This window comes from Nostoc sp. FACHB-888 (assembly GCF_014696655.1).
Lineage (GTDB): Bacteria > Cyanobacteriota > Cyanobacteriia > Cyanobacteriales > Nostocaceae > Nostoc.
In genome coordinates this window covers 1-24,230 of sequence record NZ_JACJQM010000012.1, presented here as the reverse complement: position 1 = coordinate 24,230, position 24,230 = coordinate 1, and the positions used below count along the sequence as shown (strand labels likewise).

Below are 24,230 nucleotides of genomic sequence, written 5' to 3'. Positions count from 1 at the left end.
GAAAATTTTACCTTGTCTCCCCCTGCTACCTCATCTCCCCACTTCCACTACTTACTCTTCTGCTGCACCCTTAACTTGGCGAGACTCTAGCCACAGGGGCACAATAATTAAGGCAGCTAAGATTAGTAACGCTGCGATCGCAAATTGACCCACCCAAGCAACCAATTGTTCTAAAGAGACAATTCTGCCAGCAAAGAAAGCTAATGTCACCATCAAACTAGCCCAAGCAACTGCTCCTAAAAAGTTGTATAAAAAGAATTTTCCAAAGGGCATTTCGGCTATACCAGCTAGTGGTGCCGCAAAAACTCGCAACAATGCCAAAAAGCGCCCAAAAAATACTGCTTTGGCAGAATTTTGACTAAATTGTTCTTTAATAGTCAGCAGTCGCACTTCAGAAATCCGAAAGATGCTACCAACTTTCACCAGGAAAGACCAACCGCTAACCCTACCAATCCAATAGCCACAAGTGCCACCAATGATAGCGCCCATAATTGCGTCACCGAGAACCAGCCAGAAATTTAGTTCATCGCTGCCAGCTAGAAACCCGCCTACTAAGGTCACGGTTTCGCCAGGCAGGGGAATGCCTAAATTTTCTAGCAAAATTCCCAAAAAAATTGCCCAATACCCGTAATTGTGGGCGACTTCCTGGATATTTTCTAGTGAAATCAGCTCTAAAGACATCCCGTACCGCCGTCTTTACAAATTTTTACTTTTATTATATCTTTGCTTGTTTATGCGCGGGGTGTCAATCAAACCGCTACATTTAACCATTGAGTCATTACTTTAATTCTGAATACTTCATAGATTAAAGTCTATGATAACTATTAACTTTTGATATTATGCATTTTATTTTTTAGAGTTTATTACTACAAATTAATATTTATTAAAAAAAAATTAAAAGTATTTATAAAAAATTTATCAATAGCCAGTTGAATTATAAACATTTCGTAAAAGATACGGTTGATACCGAAATTGTTAAGCGTTTATGCCTATATTGGTGAAAGTTATCATAAATTATACGGCATGAATACTGAAATAATGTCTCTCAGCTGCACTACTCCAGTTACCCAAATATCTAGGTAAAACAGTGATTTTGCCGTTGAAACAGAAAAGGTATTGATGTCTTTTTGAATTTTTGTCAAGTGTTCCAATTACCCTGTTAAAATCATGATTCTCACACAAGAACTTCAAGTTATTTTGTTTAAACCCCAAGGAAGCATAGATTTGGAAGGTGGCAAGGCTTTGAGTGTACAGATGGCTGGAGTAGTACCTCAAGCTGATCAACTCTGGGTTATCGACTTAGCAGAAGTTAATTTCATGGACAGTTCTGGGTTAGTGCCTTTAGTAAAAGGGTTGAAAGCTGCACGCCAGAGTGGTTGTCGCTTAGTTCTATGCAACGTGCAAGCTCCTGTACGGTTAATTTTGGAACTTACTCAACTAGATTCAGTGTTTGAGATTTTCCCTACTTATGAAGACATTTTTACCCCCGTCGAAGATAACAGTTTGGTGCTAGCAGGCTGAGTAATAAATCTACCTATAGAAGGATGGTGGAGTCAAGCAATATTTGTATTCTTCCATATTCTCAAAGATAACAGTCTGGTGCTAGCAGGCTGATTTTCTTTGTTTAGAGAAGAATGTCAAGGAAAATTCATCGCTTTGAGGTAGGTAATCTCAATAGCACACCAGTAAATATGCTTATTGGAAACCATGTACCTAAATCAGTAAAGCAAAGAATGGTTATAATATCAGCCTTTGCGTTATTTATAACTCCATAGTTATTATTTTTGCCTTGGTGTACTAGCTGGATGTCTCCAAGACACTTTATTTCCTGTACCAATTTATTACCTCTTCTATTCCACCAGAATGGTAACTTTAGGCATTCTGAGGAGTTGAAATGTTAGTTTCTTCGGATGTTGGGCGGGGGAAATTGGGTAAATCAATGCCACTGTGACTAGCATTGCGAGTTTTGAGTGCTAAACGGTAACTCACACTTTGCAGTTCTGCTTGTAGTTGGCGATTTTCCCGTTGTAGCATTGCTACCTTTTCTCTCACTGGTGTCATCCGCTCCTCAAACTTCCGACGGTAAATTTGAGGCAACTCTTGTACTACTTGCTCCAACATCCGAGTGCGATCGGTGAGTTCTTGGACTGACTGTCGCAATTGGTAAATTTCGGAGTCACGAGTTGTAATTTGCTCTTGGTAGAACGCCACCTGCTGCTCCACAGCTTGGAGTTGTTCTTGCAAAGCCTGTAACTGGCTCATATCACGCTCAAGATCCGGCTGCTGGGGCATAAAACTAGTATTACCCTTTACCAGCCGGAAGAGTTCTTGAGATAGTTGTTGTACTAATTGGTCACGAAGTTGCAGTTCTTGTCGTAACTGCGATACTTCCGTCGAGAGAACTTCAATATTGGGTGTATCAGATTGGCTCACAGTAGCTTACAGCTCCCATTCAGAATCTTGTCCACTCTTAGGTATAACTGCGGGAGTACTACCTTTGGCAAGTATTTGTTAATTTAGCATTCCCAAGCAAGTCACGAAAAAAGAAAAAACAAAATTTTATTGAATGGGGAGTGGGAATTGGGAATGGGGATTGGTATTTCCGCCTTGTTTTCCCTACTCCCTATTTCCTAGACCGTTGCTGCCACTTTAGTGGGTTTTTCCTTTTCTTCTTTAGGGGGTTTTTCCTCTCCGGCTTCCTGCTTAACTGTCAAATAGCGAATCACTTCTTCACTCAAGCGCATGGCGCGTTCAAAGGGTGCGATCGCAGTTGCAGGCGCAGTGTAATTTAACTGGATATAGATGCCATCGCGGTGTTTTTTGATTTCATAAGCAAGACGACGCTTACCACGATTTTGAATTTGCATATCCTCAGCGCCTTGGTCGCGAAGCAAATTCTGGTATTTTGTAATTGCTTGCTCTACCTGTTCGTCTCCCAGGTCAGGGCGCAGAATGTACATTGTTTCGTAACTTGTAGTCATATTTTTCAGTCTCCTTATGGACAAAAATGGCTGCTGATATTAATTTATACCTGTTTTAGTTCAAAATGCCAGTATTAATCAACATCTGAAGCAACAAGGAACTATAATCTTACCAGTTTTCAATTTGAATCATTAGCCAAATCGCCAAAATTTGGATTTTTTGGATGTCCCTAACGAAAACTAAGTCGGGAGGCAACCCCGATATTTCTTTAGCAAGATTGCTTAAGCTATTAGCTTGACCAAGGGGTGTTTTTCCTTAAGGGCATCTATAGCTATCGCTTTCAGGCTCAAGAGTTAATCGGTTCGCTAAAAAGCTAACTAAAGGATTGCTACTTGCTCACAGCAACAAAAAAGCAGATAAAAGGATATTCATCAAGGTTATGGCGCAGCGCTATGTGCGAATTCAAAATCAAGAAGGACAAATTTATTATGGGACACTACAACTATCCCTCAATGTGCAGGTGCTAGATGCCCCGCCCTGGTTACAAGGACAACCCACTGATTTAATTTTGACACCAGAAAATTACCAAATTCTGGCTCCCTGCGCTCCTTCAAAAATTGTGGCGGTGGGTAAGAATTATGCAGACCATGCAGCCGAAATGGGAACTTCAGTACCTTCTGAGCCACTAATTTTTCTCAAGCCACCTACGTCTATCATTCCATCTGAGAGGGAAATTAAGTATCCTCCACAGTCACAAAGAGTTGACTACGAAGGAGAGTTAGCGTTAGTGATTGGCGATTACGCCTTTGAATGTACACCAGAGGTAGCCCAAAGCAAGATTTGGGGCTACACCATCGCCAATGACGTAACAGCGCGAGATTTACAAAAACGGGATGGTCAATGGACGCGAGCTAAAGGTTTTGATACTTTCTGTCCCTTGGGGCCTTGGATCGTGCGCGAATTAAATCCAGGAGCGAGATTGCAGACTTTTGTGAATGACGACGCCAATCCAGTCCAATCTGCCTGTATAAATCAGATGGTGTTTTCCCCCGATGTTCTAGTTTCCTATATCAGTCAGATTATGACACTACTACCCGGTGATTTGGTGCTTACAGGTACGCCTGAGGGCGTGAGTCCATTGCATCCAGGCGATCGCGTCCGCGTCGAAATTGAAGGTATTGGTCGCCTGGAAAACACCGTAGCGACCCGTTAACTTCTAACGCACTTGCATATATACTGCATCGGAAATCGCCGGAATTTCCGCATAACGCCCGCTTACTGACTGGATGACTGAATATGCAACTGCTGCCACTATGCCTAAAAAGATGGTGTTAGCTACTGTTTCTATTGCAAAGCCAGTACCAGGAACCTGACCTAAAACTTCCACCAGTATGGAACACAAAAATATAACTATGTCCAAAAGAATCGCCTGCATTGTGTTGAAACGAATGAAGTGACTGATTTTTTCGTTTCTCACCACTAATAGAAACAAGGCAAAGAACACAATTATTTGTCCAAATTGTCCTAAACTACCGTAAATTATTAGCACTGGTTGCAGTGGTACAAGCAGAACTCGTAGTGCTGGAAACTGATTTAACAAAAAGCTGCCAAAGACTAAACCATCAACTAAGGGTAGCAAATAAGGCAAGGAAGCAAAAATTCGATCTGAAACGGTTGTAGACCCACGCCAAGACATTATGCGTTCTCCTGTGGTTAAATTTCTATAGTTACTTGAGCTTAGGATAACGCAGTTACTTGGTCTTGCTGGCAAATTCAACTATTCTATATGGGCGATGCGAAAACCCATCACACACTCATACTGGTCTGGCTGCTGTTGAGCAAGTTTGTGAATGGCTTGACCACAACGCAGTTGACCTGCACGCCAACGGGGTTGACCGCTCCTGTCAGCGAGTAAACAAGACTGGCAAACTTGCTCAGGGGCAAGGATTTGCTCGTCCATTAAAATGACTAGCATCGAATCCCTCCTGTAAATCCTCATTGTTACCCACATTTCACTCAGGTGAGGATACGCTTTGTAGCGGTTCAAACGCTTCAGGTAGGTTGGATGCGCGTTGTGCGGTTAAGTGTTGTGATTTGCAATAGCGCTTTGCGCCCGTCGTAGGCGATCGCAGGGGACACTTAAGAGCCACATCTACCTCTTTGTAGCAAAATGTGGGCAATGACAATTTTTATTAAATTGTCAAGTGAATCTTAATATATTGTATGTTGTGTCTATTGCAAATGGACATTTCAGTAAAAAATAATACAAAAATATTTGCAATCAGTTGAGCATACCCTGCCTGTTAAATTAGCACTGGAGAGTGTCAAAATTAATATTCAGGAAACAACAAAACCTTTACGCACAAGGAACACAGCAATCCATTGGAATTCCCTTGACGCAACTAGTTAAAGTGCCAGAAGTGAGGTAAGTAAAACTTAGTTAACTAGATAGCCATTTAAGGGATGCATTTATAAAATACTGGGGTAAACTTGCAAGCAAGGTAATTACACAATATAACTGGGCGGCTCGTCGGTCTGGGCATCACTCACAATGGAACACTGGCAATTTCTGATACAGAAACAAGGCGCTCGCTCGTGGCATATCCTAGAATCGCCAAATTTTGAAATTTTGGAAGGGCAGTATAGAGTTTTGGCTCGTTCAAACCTTCGTAATACACACGTGGAAGTGCGGGTAATTCACTCTTCAACCCAGGAAGTTCAACCAAAGCGACGAATTTTCAAGCGATCGCGTCGTACTAATTCAGAAGGTTTAATGGCGGTAATTCCCTTTACCTACTTCGAGCCGGGAGTTTGGGAGTTGCGTTGTACTGGCGATTTGATGTCAGATTTACTCGGTAAATCTTGGGAATACAGTGTCCAAGTTCAAGTATTGTGCCAGAAAGCAGAGGAAAAGGTAGAATCAAATTCGCCTGATCACCTAGATACTGTTTCTGAAAACTTGGATAGTGCCCCAGTTGAACCCGCAATTACCTCCGATAAAGCCAGCGCTACAAAATTGGTAATTACTACAAACAGCAACCCCGCTATCATTGTTGTCCCAGATGAAGGGAACTTGGATAGTGCCCCAGTTGAACCCGTAATTACCTTCGATAAAGCCAGCGCTACAAAATTGGTAATTACTACAGACACCAACCCCGCTACCATTGTTGTCCCAGATGAAGGGAACTTGGATAGTGCCCCAGTTGAACCCGCAATTACCTTCGATAAAGCCAGCGCTACAGAATTGGTAATTACTACAGACAATCACCCCGCTACCACTGTTCTGCCAGATGAAGCAGAGGAAGAAATCGATGAGCCTGTTAGCCCTGTATGGGTTAAAGGTGATACGGCAGAGCAGATTTTACAAAATTTAATAGATTTAGCTTTACCCGATTCTGAAGCCTTGCTCAATGATGAAAAGGTTACAGATTCTCCAGCAACACAACCACCGTCTCCATTACTGCTAACTTTAGGTCAAGATAGTTACATTGCTCGTTGGGGACAACCTCTTACAATTGATGGGCACATAGAACTCAAAGAAAAGACAACTCAAGATCAGGCTGAAACATTATTCTCCAAAAGCCTGCAGGCCCTTGAACTAGGAATTGAACTGCGATCGCCTGTAGAATCAAAAATCTTAACCCAGGTACGGCAACCCTTACCAGATCAGGAATTGCCCTTCACCATCAATACCTCAATTGATATTCCTGATGACTGTGAATCCAAGTTAATTTTAGCAGATATCACTTTGTATGGTCGATTCGCCGATGTTGGTGAAGTCATCCGGTTAGCCAGCCAGTCTTTCACGATTACAGCAGATATAACAGAATTACTGGCAATCACAGCCGCAGCAAAACCTAGCACATCTTTAAATGATTCCATAGCACCATCGAACTCGTCTGTTGCTTTCACGGAGCCAGAGACGGCTGTGAAGATCGATTTGAAATTATTCAATCTGGTCAAGATTCCAAAAACATACCAGTCTCAAATACTCAATCCATCACCAAATACACCCCTACCACCGCAAATTAACTTACAAGTTCTGCGAGAAGCCACCCTGCGGACATCTAACTTAACGAATTCAGGCACTTCGCCTCAATTGCCGAAACTGCCCCCTATTCAAACCAATGGCAACACTCTCACAGATGTTGGTGCAGAACCCCCTACAGAGGAGGAATTTCTGGAAAAGGATGCTACTACTATAGCTGCCATCAACTTGGAGCAGTTGGTCATTAAGCAACGTCGAATGCCAATACTGGAGACTACTTTTCCATACTTGAGACGGCTACAAGCTTTGCCAAGTAACACACAAGAAGAAGTAAAAAACAATGTCCCTTCAGATGCATTGAAAGTTCAAGCGGCTGAAAACTTCCCACAGTTGGACACAACTGTAGCTGAAGATGAAAATACACTTGAACTAGAAGCCCAGCTAAATGTACAATTCCAGGAAGCATCTGTTGCTGAGGTAGAAGCCCAGCTAAATGCACAATTCCAGGAAGCATCTGTTGCTGAGGTAGAAACCCAGCCAAATGCACAATTCCAGGAAGAATCTGTTGCTGAGGTAGAAGCCCAGCTAAATGCACAATTCCAGGAAGAATCTGTTGCTGAGGTAGAAACCCAGCTAAATGAACAATTAATTGCAACAGGTAATCTTTACTCATCTCCCTTGCTCAGGAAGTGGATGCAGAGCCAAGGATACTCTTTGCCTGAATCGATCAATGATCTGCAACGTCAAGATTACAATAGCTATGTTCAAGCCCAGGAGACTCAACTTTCTCTTAGTGCTGAAACTCCCATTGTTGATGTAATGCCGTTAAGCGTCGATGCTGATACAGAGACATGGGAAGAAGTTCAAGAGTCAGTTTTTGCTCTTGATAATTTTGCGGAAGATGCAGACACAGCAAAGGAAGCTGATCTAGAAATAGGGGAAGATACGGAAGTAGAAAAAGTATCCGAACCAACACTCTCAATGGTGGTTACACAAATACCGCCCCCCCCTCCTCTGATAAAAATGAATATAGCGTCAGCTTGGTTGGCGCAAGAAATCGTTGTAGATGATACATATGAATTGGAAGCCGATAGGGCGAAGAATTACTCTCTTGAAGAAGAGAAGCAATTACTGTTAGGTTCATCCTCTTCACCATTTATAACTACGGCAGCTATTGAGCCTTTGCCAATTCCACAACTGTATCTACCAGAAGGCGAACTAATTGCCGGCAAGTTCATCATAGTGCGCGTAGTACTGCCTGAAGTACCTCCCCAAGTTGTTGTCAAGTTATGGGTTGAAGATTATCAAACTCGTTGGTTACTAGAGGGGCCCCATTTACTGACAAATTTGCTACCTAACGCTTTGGGAGGATTGGAAGTGATGACCCAATTAAACATTCCCTTTGGCTGTTTGGAAATTCGCTTGGAAGCGATCGCACTTGATTTGACAACCCAACAGGAGAGTCACAAAGTCACAATAGTAAGGACTGTGGTTCCTCCAGACTTGCCAAGCTTGCAACTAGATGAACTCCTCGGTATGTAAATCAGGGAATTGGGAATTGGGAATTGGGCATAAGGAAATATACAGAGGAAAGGAATTTTCCCCCTGCTCCCTGCTCCCGACTCCCGATATTGCCTGTGTTAAAAATATGAAAGAATTTCAAAAATCTGGCAGAATTTGCAGTAAGCTCATTTTGAATTGTAGTGTTATTTAGCAGGAACCTTTACTATGGCAGCTTCCTTTATCCCTTCTATCTTAGTTCCGCTCGTTGGTTTGGTTTTCCCAGCCGTGACCTTCGCGTTTTTCTTTTTATACATTGAAAGAGACGATATTGGTTGATATAGTCATGGTCATTAGTCATCAGTTATTTATTTGCAAATGACATAGACGCACCAGCGGCTACTCTTCGAGTTCTCCAACGGAGTACCCGCAGGGTAGAACAAATGACTATTGACCAAAATTAATACCGCCTATCTCATAGAGACAGGCGGTTTTTTTAAGGTTGATTTCTCAACAAATGCTAGAAAATTCTAACTTATAGTATTCGGTTCAAACTAACTTATGTTAAATCGAAGAACCGAGTCCGGCGTAGGCACCATAAAAGAAAATGCCCAAGACTGTAATTATACCTAAACCTGCGATCGTAGCGACGACCCACAGGGGAATTCTCCCACTTCCAGACACAGCTTCTCTCCTCCCTTAACAACTAATCAACACAGGTTCAATAAACAAAAATTAACAACAGGACTTCTACTTAGTTGAAGAAGTAACTGGAAAACAGAATCCCCAGAACGAAAACTAGTAGTAGCCCTAGGTATAGCGAAGTCCGGTTTAGTTCAACCGGTTGATTATTGGGATTGGGCGATCTTTCTACCATAATTGCTCCTAACGTTGAATAAATTGCATTGCGGCGATCGCGCCTAAAAAGAATACAGTTGGTACACCTAATGTGTGTACTGCCAGCCATCTAACGGTAAAAATTGGATAGGTAACTGGTTGATTGATGTTGTTTCCGCTAGTCATGATCTCAAACTACTTTCCAATAAATTCTTCAACTTGTTTTTTAGCTTCAAAACGGTTCTTCACAATCGGCACTTCCTGCCGCGCTGGTGTGAAATACTCGTTGGGGCGGGGTGTGCCAAAAGCATCATAAGCCAGTCCAGTGCTGACAAATAGCCAACCAGCAATAAATAATGCCGGAATGGTGATGCTGTGAATTACCCAGTAACGAACGCTAGTAATAATGTCCGAAAACGGACGTTCTCCAGTGGTACCTGACATTTAGATCCCTACCTTATACATAGAGTGTTATTGAGTTTATTATCCTACAAAGTTAAGAAAGAGTTACAAGTTGCAAAGTTCTTCTCAGAAATTGTACGTTAGGCATTGGGCATGGGGCATTCGGAATTGCTTATTTCTTCCTCATCTCCCCTACTCCCGACTCTCTACTCCCTCTACCTCTTACTCACTAAGCGGCTTCTGGAGAAGTTGTTTCAGGGTTTGGTAGATATTTGAGCAATACGCCGCGATCGCCAATTATAAATCCCCGCTCTGGCTCTAAGAAGACAATCTTATACAAATTAGCAGCAACTTCTTCTACCTCACGGTCTTTTTCCCAGGTTTTGCCACCGTCGCCACTCCGTAGCAAATTGCCACTACCGCCACCTATCCAAATTTCATCGGGTGTGCGATATGCCAAATCCAGTAAACCCCAACTGGTGGATAACTCTGGATATTTTGCCTCTTGCCATTCTTCAGGTTTAGTTGGGTCACTAAACTGAATTTGACCTCCCCTAGCTAGTAACCATAATTGCCCATTCTCAGCAAAACCCATGTTTTCTACGCGCCGAGAACTATTGCGGTTATGGGGTACCCAAGCATCTTGTCCCGGTTCCCAAGTCGAGTAGAAACTACCCTTGGCGGAAACGGCAACATATTTGCCATCAGGAGAACGTTCTAAGTTACGCACTACACCGACTGCTGATTCTACCTGGGCTTTCCAGTTTTTGCCGCCGTCTGTGGTTTTATATATGGCTCCTACATCAGTAGCCATCTCAGCTGTGCTGTTTGCTAGTGCCTTAACTGCGATCGGGCTACCTGGTAGCTTTTCACTTAGGGGAATACGCGACCAAGAAGCACCTTCATCGGTAGTGTGCAGCAACAGTCCAGGCTCTCCGGCAATCCAGCCTTCTTTTCCTGCAAAACTTACCGAGTCAAAGCGATACTTTTGCTCCTCCAGTTGCAGTGTTATTGGCTTCCAGGTATTACCACCGTCATTGGTTTCCAATAGGGTGGCATTGCTACCTACTAAGTAGCCATGCTCAGGGTTATTAGTAAAAGCAATATCCAGGAGATTTGAGTCTGTTGGCACAGAAATGACTTTCCAAGGGTTGTAGCTAACAGAAGGAACTCTGCTACAACCTATGCACATAAGGACTACTATCAACAAGGCAGCTATTCGTTGCCAACCTTTCACAATTGAATGCATTAGTATTTCTTAACTTGTTTCTAAATTTCTGTAGCTGTTCTCTAAAAGGTTTACTGATACTTTTTTGCTAACATTTGCTAACAAATACATAAGTTGAGCAGCTCAATCTCAACCAAAGTGTATCAATCGATGCATAAAAACAAGTTCTATGCACTCTTACTTGTTTGCTTCTAGCGTGGTTCTTGCTTTGAGAAGCAACATATTTGCGATTACTTGCTGTAACACTTCAGAGGCAACTTATCAGTATAGAGGTTGCTTGACGTTACGCATTCTCACCTGAATCTCTGATATTTTATCAGAGAATACACTGCTAATCAATGTAAACAAAAGTGAGCATTTTTAGCTTAATTAAAGGCTCTTGAGAATAGGTAAAACAGCATAATTGTGTGATTTATAGTCGCACAACCAATAATGAAAATCTCTTTCCCTACTCACTACTCCCTGTTTTTGAGATAACGGCTGTCATTGTAAGCCGTAGAGACTGATAAAAAACAAGAATCCAAGAGCCAAAGCACCGAAAATTAGGATATTCTTTTGGGTTGGCGTTAGGTTGTTGACACCCAAACCGTAACCGAGATTTTCTTTGAAGCCGGATGCAGTACCCGCGGGGCCAATGTTGGCAAAAGCGGTTTTTTTAGCACTACAAACTGGACAGCGCCAATTTACGGGCAGTTCTGCAAAGGATGTCCCTGAAGGAATATCATCCTTGTCGTCTCCCTTTTCAGGTTCGTAAACATAACCGCAGGCGCGACACTCGTAGCGGTCTAACACCGTAGTCTCAACAGCTGGTTCGCTCATGGCTAGGGCCTCGCAGAGGAGAAATCTGAAATATACGTTACAAATTATGACATAATTGTTAGGCTTTTCTATCACTATCAAAAGCTAATTAAATACTTGAAGTGTATCTGTTTCCCAGATTTCAGAAAAACCAAACAGATATAATGTAAAAGAAAGTAACGTAATTCAAGGGATTGGGTATTGGGTATTGGGTATTGGGTATGGGGCATTGGGCATTGGGCATTAGTTAAAAATCAATAGTTATTCTCCCCCTGCTCCCCCTGCTCCCTCATCTCCCCTTTCCCCACTCCCAACTCCCCACTCCCAACTTAAAATACTCCATAAACGGTAGATACTCATTGTGTTTGTCCTCAGCGGTTACGAGTACCTTCTAGGCTTCTTCATAGTCTGTAGCCTAGTTCCTGCCTTAGCGCTCTCAGCTTCCAAGCTCCTACGACCCAGTGGTTACAGCCCAGAACGGCGCACCACCTACGAATCTGGCATGGAACCCATCGGGGGAGCCTGGATTCAGTTCAACATTCGCTACTACATGTTTGCTTTGGTCTTCGTCGTCTTTGATGTGGAGACTGTTTTCTTGTATCCTTGGGCGGTAGCTTTCCACCGTTTGGGGCTATTAGCATTTATTGAAGCGCTAGTCTTTATTGCAATTCTTGTAGTCGCTTTAGTTTACGCGTGGCGTAAAGGAGCTTTGGAATGGTCTTGAATTCTAACTTAACAACCCAGGGCAAAGAACGAATCATCAACCCCATTGAGCGGACTACAATTACTCAAGACCTTTCAGAAAACGTCATTCTGACGACGGTTGATGATCTCTACGACTGGGCGCGGCTTTCTAGTCTTTGGCCGTTGCTATTTGGTACTGCTTGCTGCTTTATTGAGTTTGCAGCTTTAATTGGTTCCCGATTTGACTTTGACCGTTTTGGACTAATTCCCCGTTCTAGCCCCCGCCAAGCCGATTTAATTATTACGGCAGGGACTATTAATATGAAGATGGCCCCCCAACTGGTGCGTCTTTATGAACAAATGCCAGAGCCAAAGTATGTAATTGCGATGGGTGCTTGCACAATTACTGGCGGTATGTTCAGCGCTGATTCCACCACGGCAGTGCGCGGAGTCGATAAACTGATTCCTGTAGATGTGTATTTGCCTGGTTGTCCTCCCCGTCCAGAAGCAATTATCGACGCAATCATCAAGCTGCGGAAGAAAATCTCTAATGAATCGATGCAAGAGCGGGATAAAATTAAGCAAACCCACCGCTACTACAGCACGACTCATAACCTGAAGCCAGTAGAGGAAATCTTAACTGGTAAGTATTTGCAATCAGCAACTCGCTCTGCACCACCGAAGGAATTGGCAGAAGCGATCGGTATGCCGATACCACCTGCACTGCTGACAGAAAAGGCGCAAAAGGAGGAACAAACCCGTGGCTGAAGAAGAATCTAAACCAGTACCAGCAGAGAAAGAAGAGTCATTGGTACAAGCGGGTAAAATTTCCCAGTGGTTGACGGAAAATGGCTTTGACCATGAGTTTCTAGCACCGGATAAGAATGGTGTAGAGATAATTAAGGTGGCGGCAGATTTCTTGCTTCCTACCGCTACAGCCCTTTATGCTTACGGGTTTAATTATCTCCAGTTTCAAGGTGGCGTTGACCTTGGGCCAGGACAGGAATTGGTGAGTGTGTATCACTTGATTAAAGTGGGTGATAATAGCGATCGCCCCGAAGAAGTGCGAGTTAAGGTGTTCTTACCACGGGAAAACCCCGTAGTCCCTTCTCTGTACTGGATTTGGAAGACAGCAGATTGGCAAGAGCGCGAGTCTTACGATATGTTCGGCATTATCTACGAAGGACACCCAAATCTCAAACGGCTTTTGATGCCGGAAGATTGGGTAGGTTGGCCTTTGCGGAAGGATTACATTTCGCCTGATTTCTACGAGTTGCAAGACGCTTATTAAACTGCTAAGTGCTGAGTTTCAGCAGTGATTAACCCCTTTCCGGTGGCGGAGAGGGGTAGTTTTTTTAATGCATAGGCGCTTTTCTACGAGACGCTACGCAAACGCCTCCGTAGGGTAGGGGCGCAAAGGTTCGTGGAGCAAGGAAGAGGTAAGTATCGTACTTGGTGCAATGTCCAAAATGCTCAGTACCAGTCGGTAGTTTTCCAGCTAATGCCTTTGGTTTATATAATATGCACGGGAATATTTCGGATGGTATTAAAATAACTGACATGACAATTACAACGGCGCACCCAGTGATGGTAGCGCTTGATTAACTGCATGATTCTCCGCACTTTTAATTTGAATTAATAATAGTTACAATAAAACTACAGAGGTATCTTAATATAATTAAATGACAGATTTAACTTCGAGTAACGCATTTATAATAGCAGGGATTGTTTTTATAACCATTGCTGTCATTGGGCAATCTAAATTAGGTTTTATTGAAATTAATCCCGGTTGTTTTGGTAGATTTTTGGCTCTATTTATTGGGATCTCGAGCTTGTTATATGCTTTGGGATTACTCAACCTTTCAGACGAAACTCTTAACTTATTAAGAACTCCTCTGATAGAACAGATTAAACAGAGTATAAGTTCAATCAATGAGCTTTTGCAAGGTTCTTAATAGGCTTTAAAATTTACCTTCAACCCAAACGTATTGATATAGGACTAATATTTGATTTCTGAAAAAGCTCCGTACATTTGAAGAGTGGAAAAATCAAAGGTAGTGTGTTGGATAAAGCACTGAAACATCCATTTGAGATGAGAGAATGAAGGAATCAAAGCACAAAAACGTCGCACCCAGGTTTTAGCTTGTAACTAAATATCCTCAATGGGATTTTGTGACGGGCAATTCGGAGCAAAGCGTGACACATCTAAAATTGTTTGAATTTCCTCATACTTGTAGCCTTGATAAACCAGTTTTACTGCCAATGCTTTCCTCACCTCACGCGCATCTGGGCGATCATCTATAAATTCTTGTAGTTCTGCGATGGCAACGAGAACACCGCAGGGATCGCGCCTTGTAGATGCTGGTTTATCATGGTTCGCTGTTAGACAGATATATTTCTCCGTATTATCTCGTAGCTTTTTTCAGAAATCAAATATGATTCCTATATATCAACAAACTAGTCAAAACGGTGTCAAAGTCTTTCTGTATGTACGTTTGATGGTTTTTTCTGGCTACTTTTTGTCTAAGTCCCACTAATATGTCACGGTTGCGTAAATAGAACAACCATTGAAAATCCCTAAAGAGCTTATTCCATAATACTTTTGACTTTTGACTTCCGCCTTGCGGTACTAGCTTCTGAATAGGTGGTGTAAACTTTTCAATAATTCTTTGGCCGTATAGGGTTTTAATAAAACTGCTTGCACATTAGCATCAGCAGCTTGAGCAAAGACTTGCATTAAATTCAGTCCGCTACAGGCAATAATTTGAACCTGCTTGTTTATTTTTTGCAAGGTGCGAATAGTGGTGATTCCGTCCATGTCCGGCATCATTATATCCATCAATACGGCATTGATTTGATGCTTGTGTTGGGCATAAAGTGCGATCGCCTCTATGCCATTACTGGCAGTTAGTATCTTATAGTTGTGGTTTTCCAGGATAATTGTGGCAATCTCTCGAATTTGGGCTTCATCATCTACAATCAAAATCAATTCTCCCTGTCCTGGTAGCAAATCCATCTCTTCTATGCTGAAGCCTTGGGTTGCTGCCACTGCTGGTAAAAATAAGTCAAATTTGCTGCCACTACTAACATTGTTAGACACTTTGATAAAACCATCATGGCTTCTAATAATGCCAAGCACTGTTGAAAGGCCAAGCCCCGTACCTGTATTAACATCTTTTGTAGTAAAAAATGGCTCAAAAATTCTATTTAATACGTCTGGTGGTATGCCAATTCCGTTATCTGCAACGGTAATCACAATATAAGACCCAACTTTAGCATCGAGATTCATTCTGGTATAAGCTTCATCAATAAACTTATTTTCCACAGAAATTTCGATATTGCCGCCATCTGGTAAAGCATCGCGGGCATTTACTACCAGATTCATCAACACTTGATGCAGTTGTGTGGTGTCTCCAGTGATAGCCCAAATGTGTTCTGGAATAACCGTAGAAAATTTAATAGATTTGGGAAATGTCTGTTTAGCAATTTGGATAATTTCTGAAATCAGGTACTCAATTTGGATAATTGTCCGCTCTCCTTTAAATCCTTGCGCAAAGGACAAGATTCGCTTCACTAAAGCTGCTCCACGTTTGGCGTTGGTTTCTACAAGTGACAACATTTGCTCAAAACGCTCTTGGTCGTCTTGGAAAAATGTTCCCTGTAGCAATTGAACTGCGGCCAAAATTGGTGTCAATATATTGTTCAAGTCGTGGGCAATACCACCTGCAAGAGTACCAAGGCTTTCTAATCGCTGGGTGCGAAAAAACTGTTCTTCAAGTTGTTTCTTTTCGGTGATGTCAGTGTCAACAGTAAGGATAGATTTAGGTTCTCCTTCAGCATCACGCATCAATGTCCAGCGACTTTCTACAACAATTTCCTTACCGGATTTGGTAACTTGAGATAACTCGCCTTGCCACGAGCCACTCTCAACTACCCTTTTTAACGGTACTTCTAGTTGCTGCTGAGTTTCTGCTGAGTACAAAATCTCCTGGAGGTCTTTTCCCATAACTTCTGTAGAAAGCCAACCGTACATCCGCTCTGCGCCTTTATTCCAGAATAAGAGTTGAGACTGGAAATCTCGAACTAATATGGCATCGGTGGCAATATCAAGTAGAGCGGCTTGTTCAGAGATTTTTTGTTTTGCCAGTTTGCTCTCAGTGACATCCCTATTTGTGCCAATTATCCGAATCGGCTGACCGATTTCGTTATAGTAAACCTGACCTTTGCAGTTTAACCAGTGTAGGCTACCGTCGGGCCAGACAATCCGATATTCTATAGATCCTTTTCCTTCCTTAATCATCCAATCTATACTCGCAGCTACAGATTCACGGTCTTCTGGATGGACTAAATTAAGATAGTCTTCAAAGGTTGGACACAAGGTGTTGGCAGGTAGACCATAAAGTGGCCCCATATTGGCAGACCAAACAGCAGTATTGGCGATCAGGTTCCGATCCCATATCCCTATTTGAACAGCTTCGGTAGCTAAACTCAATCGCGCTTCACTTTCTTGCAGTGACTCTTCGGCCAGTTTGCGTTCGGTAATATCTTCGGCGATGCCACCATAGTACTGAACTTTTCCTTGGTCATCATAGACAGTAAAGCTCCGATCCCAGATCCAGCGCATCGATCCATCAGGTCGCAAAATTCGATATTCTATTGAAGCGGATTCACCATTAAGCTGTTGCTTTGCTGCAATGGTTGTAATGTCGCGATCGTCTGGAAGAATGCTGTCTATCCAGGACTCAGGGTGATCCAATAGATTGCGACAAGAGCGACCCCAAATTTTTTCATAACCAGGACTAACGTACAAGGTTCGGAATGAATCTGGATCAGCAATCCAGATGGCTGCGTGGATATTTTCGGCAATAGTGCGAAATTTCTCCTCACTCTGGCGCAATGAATCTTCGGACAGTTTGCGCTCGGTGATATCTTCGGCAATGCAACCATAGTAGTCAACTTCTCCTTGGCCATCATAGACAGCAAAACCCCGATTCCAAATCCAGCGCACCGAGTTATCAGGTCGCAAAATTCGATATTCTGCTGAACTAGATTTAGCATTAAGTAGTTGCTCTACTGATTTGGTAGCGCAATCACAGTCGTCTGGATGAATTGCCTCTAGCCAAGAGTCTGGCTGGTCGTAAAGACTTTGGCAAGAGCGGCCCCAAATATTCTCATAAGCAGGACTAATGTACAAGGGATGGAATGAATCTGGGCTAATAATACTAATGATGGCATGGGTGTTTTCGACAAAATTGCGAAATTTCTCCTCGCTTTGACGCAGTGCGGCTTCGGCAAGTTGGCATTCCTGTAGCGCGGTTTGCCTTTCGGTAATATCTCTGCCTACCCCTTGGATTTCAACAACCTCTCCTTTGTCATTATGAATTGCGATCGCATTCCATTGAAACCAACGGATACCTTTGACTGTGAATGCACGTCGCTCATGATTAGTCAAAGGATGGGATGAAGATTCTAAATTTGTTATATCTTCCATCGCTTCAGGCAAGTCATCTGGATGAAGAAACTGAAAAAATGATTGACCACGCAACTCATCTTCTTTCCGGCCAAAGGTTTGACAAGCTACCGCATTGGTAAAGGTAATTTGCCCTTGCAAATCAATGCGAATAATTATGTCAATTTGGCTTTCCACGAGATGGCGATAGAGGTTTTCGCTTTGTTGTAATGCAAGTTCTGCGCGTTGGCGTTCCCTTCGGGCAGCTTCGCTAACGCTAATTTCTTGTTGCAATAGGACATTGGACGTAACAAGTTCTGCTGTCCGTTCTGCCACTCGTTGTTCCAACTCCTCGTAAGCTTTACACAGCCTTTCCTTTGCCTGCTGACGGTCGCTAATATCGCACAGTAACCAGCGCCAGCCAACTTGTTTACCCTCTGAATCGTACATGGCAGAGGCTCTAATACTAGCCGGAAAAGCTGTACCTCCCCGTGGTTTTAGGTAAGCTTCCCACTGCTGTTCCTGCTGTTCATTATTTAGTCGAATGGTAAAAGTCTTGCGGTCTTGGTGAGCAATAAATAAAATTAATGGTTTGTTTACCAAATATTTTTGGCGTACAGCCAGCAAAATGGCTGCTGCTCGGTTAGCCTCTTGAATAATTCCTGTTGTATCAGTGACCAAATAACCATCTGGAGCGAATTCAAACAAATCCTGGTAACGCTGGCGCTCCAATTCTACTAGCTCGCGGGCAACGGCCAACTCTTCGTTTTGTTCGCGCAGTTCTTCTTCTACAACCTGGAGTTCTTCGAGGGCTTGCTGAAGTTCCTGATTAACTTGCATGATTTCAGCCGATTGTGCCTCAACCCATAATCTTAAGTTATTTTGAGTTTGATAGCGGACTTGCTCTATCTCAATTGACTGATTAACCTGCCTGAATTCATCTCTAGGTTTTTGTAAGTATTGCTGCAATCCTTCAACGACTCCAACCATTTTTACTATGTCGAAGGCTTGTAGCAAGCTAGTCTGGGTAATGATTCCTATTAATTGTCCGCGATCGTCCAAAACGGGCAAATAATTAGTCTGATGCTGACGCAATAAGGATAAGGCAATGAAAATATCCCCAATTTCTGATTCTTTAAGGGTAACCACTGGCTGCGTCATCACTTCAGCAATTGTCAGCTTGGATAAGTCCATTCCAGAAGCTATAAGTCTCAGTACATCTTTTTCAGTAAAAATGCCTAATAAATTTGCTTCTTCCAAAACCAAGACACAACTAGATGGTTGACTTCTGGAGCCTAAATCTAATGACGAATTTAAACTAGTAGGTGCATAATTACTACATCTTTCCTGAGTCATCAAGATAATAGCTTCAACTACAAAACTTTCAGGGTTAATCGTTAAGGGAGAACGATTAATAACATGATTTAAGCTAGGTAAGTTAATCAGTTGATCGTTGAACCGCATAGTTAATTAGTCGATTTTAATGATCTTTTTGATATCAAAACGAACTAGTAAAAGCTAGTGAGAATCAGAAAAAGTAAGCTGTTGAAAATCAGGAATTATTTTGGTGCAATTAACTATCAATCAACTTGGATTAACTATATTGATAAATTCGCCATTTCAATATTAGAATGCCTAATATATGTGGACACAATGTAAGTTAATAAATAAACCAGTAAGTAGATAGAATTTTAGAGCCGCTAAACTCATTCTATTGTCAAATTAGAGATAGCAGACCATCCATCTCAATACATTAACTTAATTGATGGTTTTGGTAGTTTTGTTAGTCTGAAACCTTTGAAATTAATTTGGTGAGTGTAAATATTGACAAAGAGGCAGGGGAGCAGGGAGCAAGGGGGATAATTCAGATGGGGATTCAACCCCACCTATTGCGCTAGCTTCCCGTAGGGTACGAGAACCACTTAATAGAAGTGGGGAACTCAAACCCATGTTCCTCTCTTCATTCCACGGTAGGAGTCAGGGAGCATATCCTCCCGCTCCCTGCCCCCTTCCCCCTGCCTCTTCTTGAGAATATTACTTAAATAAAAAATATAATTTATACGAGACTATTAAATATTTTAACTTTCTTCACAAGTTCCTCATATTTAAACCTTATAGTCCAAATATAGACACCTGGTTTTAAATATCTATGGGCTTGTCAACTGGCTGCCCTGATTTGCAATAACACTTTTATTAACAGGATTTTAGAAAAATATGAATTACTGTCCTTGCTGTTCAAATCTACTTTTAGAGCATATACGCGGTGCAGAGAGTTACTGGTTTTGCCGCCACTGCTGGCAAGAAATGCCTGTTTATAATCTGAACCAATCCAGTTCATTCACCGAAGCTGTCATAGGGAAACTATCTAGCAAGCCCCAAAAAGAAAAACGTAGAAATACTACTGTTTACGCAAGGCAATGGCAATCTATCAACGAATGGATAGAGTTAGAAGAGATGTCTGCCTAATACTAAGTCGCTGATAGGGTGTGTTATGTTTATTTACGCTGACCTGTACTAGTCATAGTTTTCTTTTCAAGCACCTAACCTATTCTTAAGCTCATCCCACCCCTAAAAGGGGATGGAATAACACGTAAATGTTGACTGTTGACTGTTAAACGTCAACCGTCAACAGTGTCAGTGCGTCTCTCATCCCATCTTTAAAAAGAATGGGTTTTCCTGACGCCTTTTTATAAATATTTATTACAACTTTAATAATCTCTTGTTTATAACCCCCGACTCAATTCGAGGGTTTTTAATGCTGAAAAATGAATTTTTAATTTTAATTTTATCGGAATGCCGTTAATAAGATTCAGCTTTTAGATGTAGCCTCAATCATCTTCCCACGATTCGTGATTCAGTAGATCGATAATTCTATCTCTAAGCAGAAATTCGTTTTTTTCTAACTCAAGTTCAAAATTAACCCAGTTACGATAAGGAATATATTTACAGAGGGTATAAATTGGCTGCTGACGGTTAACAAGTCTCTTTTTAACAAGTTGAAGTGCTTCTTCCTTGATAACCTCAATGTCGTATTCAACCGTAATGTTCATAGCTCGTTCCTTTGTTTTCATTGAACCTCACACGACTCAAAGTCGGGTGATTCCTGCTTCAACGATCTCCGCCTGAATCAAAACAATAGTTGCTTTGGCTCTACCTTAAACTTATCAAATAAAACTGGCGAGAATTGTGAAGAATCAAGACATTAATCCTTACAAGAACTTAGATATAGTGATTCTCACTTGAATGAGGTACACGATAATCCCTTGTCCCTATGAGTAACCGTGTTTATCCGTGATTAATTATTTTTTTCTATACTTTACCTATTCTGGAACTACTATATTTTAGTAATATCTTCTTTGAGTCTCCAAATATACCCTCTGTAGAGAGATTATTACAGAGTCAGAAGACTGGCACAACAAGCTGTAAACATCAAGAGAGAATCTAGATGCTCTCTAGGCGGCTTGCCAAAAGGTAGGCTAGGGTAAAGATAAAGAACATTCTCCAAAAAACTTATACTATGCTCCTGAATGTTGATAAAGTTCGCCAATATTTTCCCGCCCTAGCTGGTGAATGGACTTTTTTTGATAATGCTGGCGGATCACAAACGCTGAAAAAAGTAGTAGATAGAATTAGCGAGTTTCTCCTGACTTCTGATGTCCAGTTGGGAGCTTCTTATGCAGTTTCTCAACTTGCAGGAGAACGATTGGCTTTAGCAACTAGGGGAATGGCTACTTTCATTAACGCCAATTCTTATAAAGAAGTGGTTATGGGCCCATCTACCACAATGATGTTGAAAGTTCTTTCTATTTGTCTTGGTCAAACCTTTACACCTGGTGATGAAATTATTGTTACTAATTGTGACCATGAGGCCAATATTGGTGCTTGGGTGGCTCTTGAAAAACAAGGAATGAGGGTTAAAGTGTGGCAAATTCGCCCAGATACCTTGGAACTTCATTTAGCAGATTTAGAACCATTGATGAGTCAGCGTACAAAACTAGTAGCCTTGACTCATGCTTCTAATGTTTTGGGAACCATCAATCCTATTAAAGAAATTGCTGCATTTGTACACGATCGCAACGCAATGATTTGTGTGGATGGTGTAGCTTATGCACCCCATAGATTAGTTGATGTCCAAGATTTGGATGTTGATTTTTATACTTTTAGTTGTTATAAGGTCTATGGGCCACACCATGCTTTACTTTATGGCAAAGAAGAACATTTATTAAGATTACCTGGTCTTAACCATTATTTTATTGAGCAAACAGATATACCTTATAAATTTCAGTTAGGGAATGTCAATTTTGAATTGAGTTATGGGATGTTGGGTTTATGTGATTATTTAAGTGAGTTAGCACAACTGCACTACGGCAATCAAACTGCACCTGACTTGAGAAATCAAATGGTACAGGCGTTTGATTTAATTAGCATACATGAAGAACATATTAGCGATCGCCTCTTAAATTACCTCAACAGCAAATCTAATGTGCGAGTAATTGGTCAATCAAAAGCTGACCGTCAATTTCGTGTGCCAACTATATCTTTTGTAGTAGATGGAATAAATAGCTCAACCATTCCGGCAAAAATTGACCAACATTATATTGCAATTCGCTACGGAGACTTTTATGCTAAACGGCTGATTGATTACCTGGGTTTAGCGTCTCAAGGTGGAATAGTCCGGGTGAGTATGGTGCATTATAACACACTTGAGGAAGTTAACAGCTTGATTGAAGCTTTTGAGCAAGTATTTTAAGATTGGGCATTGGGCATTGGTGAATAATCATAAATTGTTCTTCTCCCCCTGCTCCCCCTGCCTCCTATTCTCCACTCTCTATTACCCATTACTAAGTTGCAAAACTTGCACCTCTTCTTGTGGGTAAATTAATGTTTTACCTACCGGGAGAACAGCTAAAGCATTGGTTTGAGCTAAATTAATTAAATTGCCGGAACTTTGACTACCGCCAGCTTGATGAAATTCGTATACTCCATTAATTAAATGCAATTTACCCCAAAGGTAAGTTTCGCGCTTGCCATTTGATCGCAATTCATCATGCGATCGCACTTTCAAAAATACTGGTTCCCAACCTTCAGTAATTCCCGAAAGTTTCTTGATTGCTGGTAGCACAAACCGCCAAAATGTCACCAATACAGCAGCAGGGTTTCCTGGTAAACCAAAGTAGAGTGGGGAGGTTTGAGTTGGGAAAGTGGCCACGGTAAGGGGTTTCCCCGGCCTCATTTCCACAGATCGAATGTGGATTTTTGCTCTTAATGACTCTAAAATTTTATCAACATAGTCATAATCCCCCACTGAGACACCACCAGAAGAGAGAACTATATCAGCGATCGCGACGGCGTGAGCAATGACTTTCTCTAAGGCAACTGGATCATCTTTGACTATGCCTAAAAGTATTGGTTCTGCGCCACTTTGTCTCACCAAAGCTGCTAGCGCATACTGATTAGAATCCACAATTTGCCCTGGTTGCAAGGGTTGATCAACTGTCATCAACTCATCACCAGTGGAAAAAATTGCCACACGCGGACGGCGGTAAACATTTACTTGTGGACATTGTGCTGCCGCCAATACGGCTATTTCTGGGGCATTTAACTTAATTCCGGCTGGTAGTAATTGTGTTCCAGATTGGTAAAAAGATGCTTTGTGTCTGACAAATTCTTGCGGTTTTGGCGCATCTAGAATAAATACGCGGTTTTCCTCCCGGCGTGTCTTTTCTTGCATAACTACAGTATCCGCACCGCCTGGGATCACTGCACCTGTAAAAATCCGTGCAGTTTGCCCTGGTTGAATCGTGGATTTGGGCTGATACCCAGCCGGAATATCTTCAACAATTTCTAAAACGGCTGGGTTTTCGCTACTATGCTGTACATCTTCGTAGCGAACTGCGTAGCCATCCATTGCCGAATTATCCCAATGGGGAAAATCTAGCGGACTGGTGACAGGTTTTGCCAAAATCCGGCTATCGGCTATTAATAAATCGATAACTTCTGTATCACGCTGGTGATCCAACGGTTGTACTAAATTTAAAATAATTGCTTGTGCATCGCTGACTGATACCATAGCGATCGCCTCCGATTTTTACCTTTATCCCTGTAAAGTAACACTTAGCAATTTTAGATTTTGGATTTTGGATTGAATTTCTGCTTGAGGCTAAATCCTAAACTCCATACTGCTAGTAAACCTATAATTATGCTTCCTTCGGGGACTTTGGATACCTGAACCGAATTGTTGCTTAAATCTAGTATTTGCTTTGTGCCTGCTGCATCTCTATTAGACCTCTTGCAGAATTGATTTTGTGTTATAATGATTGGTTTTCTTAATCTGAATGGGGTGAGATAACTAAAAAGATTGATGCCTGGGGTATTTATAGCGATAGTTGTAATCGCGGAACGTCTGACAGAAAAAACATCAC

General features: G+C 41.9%; 27 protein-coding genes and 1 pseudogene. 12 read left to right on the top strand and 16 right to left on the bottom strand.

From position 1 onward, the window contains the following. Positions 1-51: 51 nt before the first annotated feature. A complete protein-coding gene (locus tag H6G26_RS09940) occupies positions 52-681 on the bottom strand; it encodes a DedA family protein (protein WP_190729091.1) in 630 nt (209 codons plus the stop codon). A 486-nt stretch (positions 682-1,167) separates the two neighbouring features. Here H6G26_RS09940 and H6G26_RS09935 point away from each other — a divergent pair, with 486 nt between their 5' ends. Then, the gene (locus H6G26_RS09935; RefSeq protein WP_190729090.1) at positions 1,168-1,521 is read left to right on the top strand and encodes an STAS domain-containing protein; all 354 of its coding nucleotides are present in this window, start codon (positions 1,168-1,170) and stop codon (positions 1,519-1,521) included. Positions 1,522-1,872: 351 nt separating this feature from the next. Here the strand turns inward: H6G26_RS09935 and H6G26_RS09930 are convergent, their stop codons facing one another. Both H6G26_RS09930 and rpsF read right to left on the bottom strand, forming a co-directional pair. Next, complete coding sequence (locus tag H6G26_RS09930; RefSeq protein ID WP_190729089.1) at positions 1,873-2,433, bottom strand: Npun_F5560 family protein; 561 nt, start codon at positions 2,431-2,433, stop codon at positions 1,873-1,875. Between the two features lie 197 nt (positions 2,434-2,630). Beyond that, positions 2,631-2,981, bottom strand: a complete 351-nt coding sequence (rpsF, locus tag H6G26_RS09925; RefSeq protein ID WP_190729088.1) for a 30S ribosomal protein S6 — start codon at positions 2,979-2,981, stop codon at positions 2,631-2,633. Positions 2,982-3,361: 380 nt separating this feature from the next. Between rpsF and H6G26_RS09920 the strand changes: the two genes are divergently transcribed. Beyond that, positions 3,362-4,135, top strand: a complete 774-nt coding sequence (locus H6G26_RS09920; protein ID WP_190729087.1) for a fumarylacetoacetate hydrolase family protein — start codon at positions 3,362-3,364, stop codon at positions 4,133-4,135. 3 nt (positions 4,136-4,138) lie between these two features. On the opposite strand, the gene H6G26_RS09915 is transcribed toward H6G26_RS09920, so the two are convergent. Together H6G26_RS09915 and H6G26_RS09910 are read right to left on the bottom strand one after the other, a co-directional pair. Next, a complete protein-coding gene (locus H6G26_RS09915; RefSeq protein WP_190729086.1) occupies positions 4,139-4,618 on the bottom strand; it encodes a Tic20 family protein in 480 nt (159 codons plus the stop codon). An 81-nt stretch (positions 4,619-4,699) separates the two neighbouring features. Continuing rightward, positions 4,700-4,897, bottom strand: a complete 198-nt coding sequence (locus H6G26_RS09910; RefSeq protein WP_190729085.1) for a hypothetical protein — start codon at positions 4,895-4,897, stop codon at positions 4,700-4,702. A gap of 576 nt (positions 4,898-5,473) precedes the next feature. On the opposite strand from H6G26_RS09910, the gene H6G26_RS42460 reads away from it, so the two are divergent. Together H6G26_RS42460 and psaI are read left to right on the top strand one after the other, a co-directional pair. Next, entirely contained in the window at positions 5,474-8,452 is a 2,979-nt protein-coding gene (locus H6G26_RS42460; protein ID WP_242053651.1) for a hypothetical protein, read from the top strand. A gap of 186 nt (positions 8,453-8,638) precedes the next feature. Then, positions 8,639-8,749, top strand: coding sequence for a photosystem I reaction center subunit VIII (gene psaI / locus H6G26_RS09900; protein ID WP_190729084.1), 111 nt, complete (start codon positions 8,639-8,641; stop codon positions 8,747-8,749). A gap of 225 nt (positions 8,750-8,974) precedes the next feature. Here the strand turns inward: psaI and H6G26_RS09895 are convergent, their stop codons facing one another. From H6G26_RS09895 to H6G26_RS09870, 6 genes are all read right to left on the bottom strand, one after another. After that, the gene (locus H6G26_RS09895) at positions 8,975-9,094 is read right to left on the bottom strand and encodes a photosystem II reaction center protein J (protein WP_012411803.1); all 120 of its coding nucleotides are present in this window, start codon (positions 9,092-9,094) and stop codon (positions 8,975-8,977) included. Positions 9,095-9,164: 70 nt separating this feature from the next. Then, complete coding sequence (locus H6G26_RS09890) at positions 9,165-9,287, bottom strand: photosystem II reaction center protein L (RefSeq protein WP_012411802.1); 123 nt, start codon at positions 9,285-9,287, stop codon at positions 9,165-9,167. An 8-nt stretch (positions 9,288-9,295) separates the two neighbouring features. Then, positions 9,296-9,433, bottom strand: coding sequence for a cytochrome b559 subunit beta (gene psbF / locus H6G26_RS09885; protein WP_015115279.1), 138 nt, complete (start codon positions 9,431-9,433; stop codon positions 9,296-9,298). Between the two features lie 9 nt (positions 9,434-9,442). Further along, positions 9,443-9,691: a cytochrome b559 subunit alpha gene (gene psbE / locus H6G26_RS09880; RefSeq protein ID WP_094348030.1), complete on the bottom strand. Its 249-nt coding sequence runs from the start codon at positions 9,689-9,691 to the stop codon at positions 9,443-9,445. A gap of 187 nt (positions 9,692-9,878) precedes the next feature. Then, on the bottom strand, positions 9,879-10,898 hold the full coding sequence (locus tag H6G26_RS09875) for a photosynthesis system II assembly factor Ycf48 (RefSeq protein ID WP_190729083.1): 1,020 nt from the start codon (positions 10,896-10,898) through the stop codon (positions 9,879-9,881). A 462-nt stretch (positions 10,899-11,360) separates the two neighbouring features. Continuing rightward, a complete protein-coding gene (locus H6G26_RS09870; RefSeq protein ID WP_100899268.1) occupies positions 11,361-11,696 on the bottom strand; it encodes a rubredoxin in 336 nt (111 codons plus the stop codon). 340 nt (positions 11,697-12,036) lie between these two features. Between H6G26_RS09870 and ndhC the strand changes: the two genes are divergently transcribed. From ndhC to H6G26_RS09845, 5 genes are all read left to right on the top strand, one after another. Then, positions 12,037-12,399: a photosynthetic/respiratory NAD(P)H-quinone oxidoreductase subunit C gene (ndhC, locus tag H6G26_RS09865; RefSeq protein ID WP_073644368.1), complete on the top strand. Its 363-nt coding sequence runs from the start codon at positions 12,037-12,039 to the stop codon at positions 12,397-12,399. Further along, entirely contained in the window at positions 12,390-13,127 is a 738-nt protein-coding gene (ndhK, locus tag H6G26_RS09860) for a photosynthetic/respiratory NAD(P)H-quinone oxidoreductase subunit K (protein ID WP_190729082.1), read from the top strand. Before ndhC ends, ndhK begins: the two co-directional genes overlap by 10 nt. Then, the gene (locus H6G26_RS09855) at positions 13,120-13,650 is read left to right on the top strand and encodes an NAD(P)H-quinone oxidoreductase subunit J (protein ID WP_190729081.1); all 531 of its coding nucleotides are present in this window, start codon (positions 13,120-13,122) and stop codon (positions 13,648-13,650) included. The genes ndhK and H6G26_RS09855 overlap by 8 nt, the downstream gene beginning before the upstream one ends. A gap of 164 nt (positions 13,651-13,814) precedes the next feature. Then, on the top strand, positions 13,815-13,964 hold the full coding sequence (locus H6G26_RS42455; RefSeq protein WP_229559846.1) for an SUMF1/EgtB/PvdO family nonheme iron enzyme: 150 nt from the start codon (positions 13,815-13,817) through the stop codon (positions 13,962-13,964). Between the two features lie 77 nt (positions 13,965-14,041). Then, the gene (locus H6G26_RS09845) at positions 14,042-14,314 is read left to right on the top strand and encodes a hypothetical protein (RefSeq protein ID WP_190729080.1); all 273 of its coding nucleotides are present in this window, start codon (positions 14,042-14,044) and stop codon (positions 14,312-14,314) included. 44 nt (positions 14,315-14,358) lie between these two features. Here the strand turns inward: H6G26_RS09845 and H6G26_RS09840 are convergent. After that, positions 14,359-14,556: pseudogene (locus H6G26_RS09840) on the bottom strand (IS630 family transposase); the annotation flags it as partial. A gap of 124 nt (positions 14,557-14,680) precedes the next feature. Here H6G26_RS09840 and H6G26_RS42050 point away from each other — a divergent pair. Beyond that, the gene (locus tag H6G26_RS42050; protein WP_206757535.1) at positions 14,681-14,896 is read left to right on the top strand and encodes a hypothetical protein; all 216 of its coding nucleotides are present in this window, start codon (positions 14,681-14,683) and stop codon (positions 14,894-14,896) included. 92 nt (positions 14,897-14,988) lie between these two features. Here the strand turns inward: H6G26_RS42050 and H6G26_RS09835 are convergent, their stop codons facing one another. Then, the gene (locus tag H6G26_RS09835) at positions 14,989-19,272 is read right to left on the bottom strand and encodes a PAS domain S-box protein (protein WP_190729079.1); all 4,284 of its coding nucleotides are present in this window, start codon (positions 19,270-19,272) and stop codon (positions 14,989-14,991) included. A 750-nt stretch (positions 19,273-20,022) separates the two neighbouring features. Here H6G26_RS09835 and H6G26_RS09830 point away from each other — a divergent pair. Beyond that, a complete protein-coding gene (locus H6G26_RS09830; protein WP_190729203.1) occupies positions 20,023-20,274 on the top strand; it encodes a hypothetical protein in 252 nt (83 codons plus the stop codon). 362 nt (positions 20,275-20,636) lie between these two features. Here H6G26_RS09830 and H6G26_RS09825 read toward each other — a convergent pair whose 3' ends face one another. Beyond that, positions 20,637-20,858, bottom strand: a complete 222-nt coding sequence (locus H6G26_RS09825) for a DUF4327 family protein (protein WP_190729194.1) — start codon at positions 20,856-20,858, stop codon at positions 20,637-20,639. 467 nt (positions 20,859-21,325) lie between these two features. Between H6G26_RS09825 and H6G26_RS09820 the strand changes: the two genes are divergently transcribed. Further along, on the top strand, positions 21,326-22,558 hold the full coding sequence (locus H6G26_RS09820) for a cysteine desulfurase-like protein (protein WP_190729078.1): 1,233 nt from the start codon (positions 21,326-21,328) through the stop codon (positions 22,556-22,558). Between the two features lie 81 nt (positions 22,559-22,639). Here the strand turns inward: H6G26_RS09820 and glp are convergent, their stop codons facing one another. Together glp and H6G26_RS42045 are read right to left on the bottom strand one after the other, a co-directional pair. Further along, positions 22,640-23,878, bottom strand: coding sequence for a gephyrin-like molybdotransferase Glp (glp, locus tag H6G26_RS09815; protein ID WP_190729077.1), 1,239 nt, complete (start codon positions 23,876-23,878; stop codon positions 22,640-22,642). A gap of 53 nt (positions 23,879-23,931) precedes the next feature. Further along, positions 23,932-24,230, bottom strand: a 299-nt coding sequence (locus H6G26_RS42045) for a hypothetical protein (protein WP_206757534.1), incomplete at its 5' end; no start/stop codon positions are given.